The organism is uncultured Candidatus Puniceispirillum sp., from assembly GCF_963979125.1.
Classification (GTDB): domain Bacteria; phylum Pseudomonadota; class Alphaproteobacteria; order Puniceispirillales; family Puniceispirillaceae; genus Puniceispirillum.
The window spans coordinates 1-4,679 of record NZ_CAXBVX010000132.1; the positions used below are offsets into that span (position 1 = coordinate 1).

12 protein-coding genes are annotated in these 4,679 nt (G+C 49.6%); all 12 read left to right on the forward strand.

Features of this window, described 5'->3' with window-relative positions; genetic code table 11:
* Positions 1 to 66: 66 nt before the first annotated feature.
* Positions 67 to 342: a 30S ribosomal protein S19 gene (rpsS, locus tag ABNT28_RS10110; RefSeq protein ID WP_013047264.1), complete on the forward strand. Its 276-nt coding sequence runs from the start codon at positions 67 to 69 to the stop codon at positions 340 to 342.
* 9 nt (positions 343 to 351) lie between these two features.
* A complete protein-coding gene (gene rplV, locus ABNT28_RS10115; RefSeq protein WP_332924117.1) occupies positions 352 to 729 on the forward strand; it encodes a 50S ribosomal protein L22 in 378 nt (125 codons plus the stop codon).
* Positions 730 to 1,425 carry a 30S ribosomal protein S3 gene (gene rpsC, locus ABNT28_RS10120; protein ID WP_332924118.1) on the forward strand — a complete coding sequence of 232 codons (696 nt, stop codon included), beginning with the start codon at positions 730 to 732 and terminating at the stop codon, positions 1,423 to 1,425.
* Positions 1,426 to 1,443: 18 nt separating this feature from the next.
* Positions 1,444 to 1,863: a 50S ribosomal protein L16 gene (rplP, locus tag ABNT28_RS10125; protein WP_013047267.1), complete on the forward strand. Its 420-nt coding sequence runs from the start codon at positions 1,444 to 1,446 to the stop codon at positions 1,861 to 1,863.
* A 14-nt stretch (positions 1,864 to 1,877) separates the two neighbouring features.
* Positions 1,878 to 2,093, forward strand: coding sequence for a 50S ribosomal protein L29 (gene rpmC / locus ABNT28_RS10130; protein WP_332924119.1), 216 nt, complete (start codon positions 1,878 to 1,880; stop codon positions 2,091 to 2,093).
* 12 nt (positions 2,094 to 2,105) lie between these two features.
* Entirely contained in the window at positions 2,106 to 2,351 is a 246-nt protein-coding gene (gene rpsQ / locus ABNT28_RS10135) for a 30S ribosomal protein S17 (protein WP_332924120.1), read from the forward strand.
* 12 nt (positions 2,352 to 2,363) lie between these two features.
* Positions 2,364 to 2,732: a 50S ribosomal protein L14 gene (gene rplN / locus ABNT28_RS10140; RefSeq protein ID WP_013047270.1), complete on the forward strand. Its 369-nt coding sequence runs from the start codon at positions 2,364 to 2,366 to the stop codon at positions 2,730 to 2,732.
* Positions 2,732 to 3,049: a 50S ribosomal protein L24 gene (gene rplX, locus ABNT28_RS10145; RefSeq protein WP_332924121.1), complete on the forward strand. Its 318-nt coding sequence runs from the start codon at positions 2,732 to 2,734 to the stop codon at positions 3,047 to 3,049. The genes rplN and rplX overlap by 1 nt, the downstream gene beginning before the upstream one ends.
* A gap of 25 nt (positions 3,050 to 3,074) precedes the next feature.
* Positions 3,075 to 3,620 carry a 50S ribosomal protein L5 gene (gene rplE, locus ABNT28_RS10150; protein ID WP_332924122.1) on the forward strand — a complete coding sequence of 182 codons (546 nt, stop codon included), beginning with the start codon at positions 3,075 to 3,077 and terminating at the stop codon, positions 3,618 to 3,620.
* A gap of 16 nt (positions 3,621 to 3,636) precedes the next feature.
* Complete coding sequence (gene rpsN / locus ABNT28_RS10155; protein ID WP_013047273.1) at positions 3,637 to 3,942, forward strand: 30S ribosomal protein S14; 306 nt, start codon at positions 3,637 to 3,639, stop codon at positions 3,940 to 3,942.
* 18 nt (positions 3,943 to 3,960) lie between these two features.
* On the forward strand, positions 3,961 to 4,359 hold the full coding sequence (rpsH, locus tag ABNT28_RS10160) for a 30S ribosomal protein S8 (protein ID WP_013047274.1): 399 nt from the start codon (positions 3,961 to 3,963) through the stop codon (positions 4,357 to 4,359).
* A gap of 12 nt (positions 4,360 to 4,371) precedes the next feature.
* The coding region (gene rplF / locus ABNT28_RS10165; RefSeq protein WP_332924123.1) for a 50S ribosomal protein L6 at positions 4,372 to 4,679 on the forward strand (308 nt) is incomplete at its 3' end.

Consider the following 4,679-nt stretch of genomic DNA (forward strand, 5'->3'; position numbering starts at 1 on the left):
GTTCTAACAAGAAGACTGACCGCCTGATTGTGCGGCGTCGCAAGCCATAAGGGTTTTTTGATAGTCATGGCACGTTCAGTTTGGAAAGGTCCGTTTGTTGACGGACATCTTTTGAAAAAGGCAGACAAGGTTCGCGAATCTGGTCGTAATGAAGTCATCAAGACTTGGTCACGCCGTTCAACAATCCTGCCACAATTCGTTGGTTTGACCTTTGGGGTGCATAACGGAAACAAATTTATTCCGGTATCTGTCTCTGAAGAAATGGTCGGGCATAAATTTGGTGAATTTTCACCAACCCGCACCTATTACGGTCACGCCGCCGACAAGAAATCAAAGCGTTAGGGGCTCACGATGGGTAAGCAAGCAAAACCAAGAGTTCTGGCCGATAGCGAAGCTAAGACGATTGTTCGTAATATTCGGGTCAGCCCTCAAAAGCTGAATCTGGTGGCGACAATGATACGGGGCATGGATGTGAACAAGGCGATTGCAACCTTGACCTTCTCACGTCGCCGGATTTCTAACGACGTTGAAAAAGCATTGAAATCAGCGATCGCAAATGCGGAAAACAATCATTCTTTGGATGTTGACCGTCTTTACGTCAAAGAAGCACATGTTGGCAAAGGTCTGGTGATGAAGCGTTTCAAGGCACGCGCCCGCGGTCGTGGTGCACGTATCCTTAAGCCATATTCACATCTGACGATCATTGTCGGTGAAAGAGGAGACCAGTAGATGGGTCAGAAAGTTAAACCAATTGGTCTGCGTGTTGGTATCAACCGTACATGGGACTCACGCTGGTATGCTGGTCGTAACTACGGCAAATTGCTGCATGAAGACATCAAACTACGCGAATATCTGATGGATCGCCTAAAACAGGCCGCTATCAGCCGCGTTGTGATCGAACGTCCTGCTGGCCGCGCCCGTGTCACAATCCATGCGGGTCGTCCAGGTCTTATCATCGGTAAAAAAGGTCAGGATATTGAAAAGCTACGTGTTGATCTTGGCAAACGTATTGGCGGTGAAGTCAGCCTGAATATCGTTGAGGTGCGCAAGCCTGAAATTGATGCCAAGCTGGTTGCCGAAAACATTGCTCAGCAGCTAGAACGTCGTGTTGGTTTTCGTCGTGCTATGAAGCGTGCGGTTCAGTCTGCAATGCGTCTTGGTGCCTTGGGTGTGCGGATTAATTGTGCTGGTCGTTTGGGCGGTGCTGAGATTGCGCGTACTGAATGGTATCGCGAAGGTCGCGTGCCACTACATACATTGCGCGCTGAAGTTGATTACGGTGAAGCAACTGCTTTTACCACCTATGGTGCCTGCGGCATCAAAGTTTGGGTTTTCAAGGGCGAAGTAATGGCTCATGACCCAATGGCTCAAGACAAGCGCTTGGCCGAACAGCAAGCTGGCCCTGCGCCACGCGCAAACGGTTAAGACGAGGGAGATTAAGTCATGCTTTCGCCAAAGCGTACCAAGTTCCGCAAGGCTCACAAAGGCCGTATCCATGGCAATGCCAAGGGTGGAACACAACTGAATTTCGGGTCTTATGGCTTAAAGGCCATGTCACCTGAGCGTGTCACAGCACGCCAGATTGAGGCCGCACGTCGTGCTATCACACGTCACCTGCGCCGTACTGGCCGTGTCTGGATCCGTATTTTTCCTGATGTGCCTGTATCATCAAAGCCTGCCGAGGTTCGGATGGGTAAAGGTAAGGGTTCACCTGAATTTTGGGTAGCCCGTGTTAAGCCAGGCCGCATCATGTTTGAAATTGATGGTGTTCCGTGGGAATTGGCGCAGGAGGCTTTCCGTCTTGCCGCTGCCAAGCTTCCGCTTGATACCAAAATTGTTCGTCGTCTCGGCGATAGCGATTAGAAAGAGGCATTAAGATGGCAACCGTTAAGGCTGAAGAGCTTCGTGCTAAAACCCCTGATGAGCTGAAAACCCAGCTTGTTGATCTGAAAAAAGAGCAGTTCAATCTGCGCTTTCAGATTGCAGGTGGTCAGAATGAAAACCCGGCGCGTGCACGTATTGTGCGCCGCGAAATCGCCCGCATCAAAACTGTGCTTGGTCAAAAAACCAGTGCAGAAAATGCAGCTAAGTAAGGAAAGCAAGTTATGCCAAAGCGTACCATGCAGGGAACCGTTGTGAGCGATAAAGCAGACAAGACTGTAACAGTGCTTGTCGAGCGTCGCATCATGCACCCGGTTTATAAAAAGATTATTACCAAGTCGAAGAAGTTTGCGGCACATGATGCCCAAAACCACTTCAAAGAGGGTGATTTTGTTCGTATCCGCGAATGTGCACCAATTTCAAAGTCAAAGGTCTATGAAGTGATCTATGACGACGCAGCCAAAGCCTAGGGGGAGACTGACATGATTCAAATGCAGTCAAATCTTGAAGTTGCCGATAACTCTGGCGCACGCCGGGTTCAATGTATCAAGGTGCTTGGTGGCTCAGGTCGCAAGGTAGCTGGTGTAGGTGACGTGATTGTGGTGTCCGTAAAGGAAGCCATTCCACGCGGTAAAGTCAAAAAGGGCGATGTGCATCGTGCTGTTATTGTTCGCACTGCCAAGGAAATCCGTCGTGCAGATGGCAGTGCCATCCGTTTTGACCGGAATGCAGCTGTTTTGCTGAACAAGCAGGACGAGCCGATTGGCACGCGTATTTTTGGCCCTGTAACACGTGAGTTGCGGAGCAAAAAATTCATGAAAATTGTTTCGCTTGCGCCGGAGGTGCTGTGATGGCTGATAAGTTCAAAATCAAAAAGGGCGATCAGGTTATTGTGATCACTGGCCGTGATAAGGGCAAAAAAGGCGAAGTTCTTGAAGTGCTTCGCGCTGAATCCCGCATTCGCGTTCAGGGTATCAATATGGTCAAACGTCATCGTCGTCCGACCCAAAGTGATGCTGGTGGTATCATTCCAATGGAAGCCCCAATGCATATTTCTAATGTCGCCCATATTGACCCTGATAACGGAGCAGCAACGCGCGTCGGTTATGAAGTCAAGGATGGCAAAAAAGTTCGGATCGCTCGTCGGTCTGGTAAGGCTCTGGCATAAGCCAGGGTAAGGAGAGTAAGCTGAGATGAAAACGCGTTTAGAAGAACATTATCTGACGGCAGTTCGCCCGGCTCTTGTGGAAAAGTTTGGCTATAAGAATGCCATGCAGATTCCAAAGCTTGAGAAGGTCGTCATTAACATGGGTGTCGGTGAAGCCGTGCGTGATTCGAAAAAAATCGATCATGCCACGCGTGAACTGGCTGCGATTACTGGTCAAAAGCCGATTGTGACTCGTTCAAAGAAAGCCAATGCGGCTTTCAAATTGCGCGAAGGTATGCCAATCGGTTGTAAAGTGACCCTGCGTCGCGAGCAAATGTATGAATTCATTGATCGCCTTGTAACGATTGCCCTGCCGCGCGTACGTGATTTTCGCGGCCTGAATGGCAAAAGTTTCGATGGTAATGGCAATTACGCCATGGGTATCAAGGAACAAATCATTTTTCCTGAGGTTGATTACGACCAAGTTGATGAAGTCCGCGGCATGGACATCATCGTAGTCACCTCTGCCAACACGGATGACGAAGCCCGCGAATTGCTCGCGAACTTCCAGTTTCCGTTTATTAAAGCGTAAGGCAAAGGGGTCAGACATGGCTAAGAAAAGCGCCGTTGAAAAAAATAACAAGCGCAAGCGTATAGTCGCCTCTAAGGGTGCACGTCGCGCTGCTTTGAAGGCAATTATCAAGAATAAGGAACTGCCGATTGAAGAGCGGTTTCAGGCTGTTTTGAAGCTGGCTGAAGAGCCACGCGACAGCGCGGCAATTCGCGTTCGCAATCGTTGTGAAATCTCAGGACGTCCACGCGGTTATGATCGTAAATTAAGAATGTCTCGGATCGCGCTTCGTGATCTGGCCTCAATGGGTCAGGTGCCGGGTGTCGTGAAATCAAGCTGGTAAGTCAGAGGAGATATAAAAATGTCAATGAGTGATCCTCTAGGTGATATGCTGACCCGTATTCGTAACGGTCAGAATGCACGCAAAAATGTCGTATCCAGCCCGTCATCACGGTTCCGGACAAATGTTCTGGAAGTGCTCAAGCGCGAAGGTTACATCCGTAACTATTCCAGCGTTGATGTACGTCCTGGCATCAAGGAATTGAAGATTGAGCTGAAATATCACGAAGGTGAGCCAGTAATCTCCGAGATCAAGCGCGTATCACGCCCTGGTCGTCGTGTGTATCATGGGCTTCGTGATCTGCCACGGGTGTATAACGGACTTGGTATTGCCATTCTGTCCACACCACGCGGCGTTCTTTCAGATAATGAGGCCCGCACTGCCAAAGTTGGCGGCGAAGTCCTCTGCCACGTATTTTAGGGAGCTGTTTAGATGTCTCGTGTCGGAAACAGTGCGATTGCTATCCCGTCTGATGTGACTGTGTCACAAGAAGGCGGCATGGTCGTTGTCAAAGGAAAAAATGGTGAACTTACCGCGCCGTTGCATCGTGATGTTGAATTGTCGGTTGCCGACAATATGGCAACTGTTGCACCACGCCGTAATTCAAAGCAAGCCAAGGCGCTTTGGGGCACCATGCGGGCAACCGTAAGCAATATGGTTGCTGGTGTGACCACTGGTTTTACCCGCAAGCTTGAAATCAACGGTGTTGGTTATCGTGCGGCGATGCAGGGTAACAAGCT

What these genes read in the sequence shown, in the direction of transcription:
- rplN (WP_013047270.1), top strand. Translation starts at nt 2,364, where the DNA reads ATGATTCAAATGCAGTCAAATCTTGAAGTTGCCGATAACTCTGGCGCA.
- rpsC (WP_332924118.1), top strand. Translation starts at nt 730, where the DNA reads ATGGGTCAGAAAGTTAAACCAATTGGTCTGCGTGTTGGTATCAACCGT.
- rplE (WP_332924122.1), top strand. Translation starts at nt 3,075, where the DNA reads ATGAAAACGCGTTTAGAAGAACATTATCTGACGGCAGTTCGCCCGGCT.
- rpsQ (WP_332924120.1), top strand. Translation starts at nt 2,106, where the DNA reads ATGCCAAAGCGTACCATGCAGGGAACCGTTGTGAGCGATAAAGCAGAC.
- rpmC (WP_332924119.1), top strand. Translation starts at nt 1,878, where the DNA reads ATGGCAACCGTTAAGGCTGAAGAGCTTCGTGCTAAAACCCCTGATGAG.
- rpsS (WP_013047264.1), top strand. Translation starts at nt 67, where the DNA reads ATGGCACGTTCAGTTTGGAAAGGTCCGTTTGTTGACGGACATCTTTTG.
- rpsN (WP_013047273.1), top strand. Translation starts at nt 3,637, where the DNA reads ATGGCTAAGAAAAGCGCCGTTGAAAAAAATAACAAGCGCAAGCGTATA.
- rplP (WP_013047267.1), top strand. Translation starts at nt 1,444, where the DNA reads ATGCTTTCGCCAAAGCGTACCAAGTTCCGCAAGGCTCACAAAGGCCGT.
- rpsH (WP_013047274.1), top strand. Translation starts at nt 3,961, where the DNA reads ATGTCAATGAGTGATCCTCTAGGTGATATGCTGACCCGTATTCGTAAC.
- rplV (WP_332924117.1), top strand. Translation starts at nt 352, where the DNA reads ATGGGTAAGCAAGCAAAACCAAGAGTTCTGGCCGATAGCGAAGCTAAG.
- rplX (WP_332924121.1), top strand. Translation starts at nt 2,732, where the DNA reads ATGGCTGATAAGTTCAAAATCAAAAAGGGCGATCAGGTTATTGTGATC.